This window comes from Endozoicomonas sp. SESOKO2, from assembly GCF_024606245.1.
GTDB lineage: Bacteria > Pseudomonadota > Gammaproteobacteria > Pseudomonadales > Endozoicomonadaceae > Endozoicomonas_A.
Genome location: NZ_JAHHPQ010000114.1, coordinates 1 through 1479 on the forward strand (window position 1 = coordinate 1; position 1479 = coordinate 1479).

A 1479-nucleotide genomic window follows, 5' to 3' on the forward strand; every position below is an offset into this window, starting at 1 on the left:
TGAAATGATTTTAGTTTTACCCCCGGAAAGAATAATGCCCCACGAAGTATCACCAGAAATATTAATGACACTGTTTTCATCACTGGATTCCGAAGAGTTGTGCTTATCACGCTCGACAATGGATATTGGACTTCCACCCTTTAAAGTTGATTCCGGTACAAAATTGAGTCAAATTTTATGCAATGCAGATCTACGTTTACATTCTCTTCTAACAGACGTTCTCAGCTTAGGATCTATGCTAACTCTTCCTGTACCTGTTAATTTGAATGTGTTTAATCAGCATTGTGCCATAGAGGTTAATGAGGATGGAACCCGAGCCGCAGCTGTTACACACACTTCTTGTATGAGATCTTTTGGGGGAAGAGCGCAGAGAAAATCAATCAGTTTCAGGCGACCATTTCTTTATATATTGCGTAATAAAATAACAAAAAAAATCATCTTCATTGGGCAGATACTTGATCCCCGGGAGTCTGGAGCAGACTCATCAGGATCAAGTACCCATTAATCGTGACAGGGGGAGCATCATGACTCCCCTCACCCTTTCTTTGCAAGCTAGATGGAATAGGGTTCTCAGAGATTTTTGAGTAACTAGCCACGGATAAACATTGAATCTTTAATTTTTACAGCGTCAATTCCCTCTGCCCCTTGAGCAGGTTTAGTTTTTAGGTACTCACCAAAAAACTATCCTATATTGTGTTACATCTTCCTTTCAACACTCCGCTGGGAAACTGTCCAGTGAATAGGAAGGTCCTCTTGATGACAATCCCTGAAATCAGGAAGTTATGAGGTGCCAACATGGCTCAAGTAATTAAATCTCCGGATATAGCCTTGCAGCACAGGCGCATTTTACTCTTGGTCAGTTTGCTTTATATCCTGTTGCTACCCTCACAGCTCTGGGCTTTGCCCTATAACCACTTCGGCGTCAACAAAGATACTGAAAAACTTTCACCCTACCCGGCATTTCATGAAGAAGATTCTTATGTTGATGATGAGGATCTTCTAGACGATGTTGATGATGATCTTCAAGACAGTCCAACTCTTCCCCGAGCGACAGCAGCAGTGAACCCTGATTCAAATTCTGGTGCACAATCGACTGAATCACAGGGAACTCTGGCGCTGGCCATAAATATATTCAGGCAAGCAGCGCAAGTCATTCCCGGAAATTTCGTCATGTCCCCTGATGGCCTTTTCCAGTCACTGGCACTTTTACTCACGGGTGCAGATGGTGCAACCAGGCAATTACTCCAAAGCTGCCTGGGTGACGATTACTCTGAGCCAGCCGGTGCTGCAGCATCAAGCGCAACAGCTTGTGGACAGGACGAATATTGTGTTGCGAATTGCTTGCTCTTATCCAATTCACATGGACTACAGGAAACTTATAGAGAAAAACTTAAACAAATAAACGCCGATATTCGTGATAACGTCGACTTCTCTGCTTCGAGCCTTAAAAGACCTTTCCCAAACCCCCTTGAAGTAAAC

2 protein-coding genes are annotated in these 1479 nt (G+C 43.3%); both read left to right on the forward strand.

Features of this window, described 5'->3' with window-relative positions; translation table 11 throughout:
- The coding region (locus KDK17_RS03070) for a serpin family protein (RefSeq protein ID WP_257287317.1) at window positions 1–505 on the forward strand (505 nt) is incomplete at its 5' end.
- A 290-nt stretch (window positions 506–795) separates the two neighbouring features.
- The coding region (locus KDK17_RS03075) for a serpin family protein (RefSeq protein WP_257287318.1) at window positions 796–1479 on the forward strand (684 nt) is incomplete at its 3' end.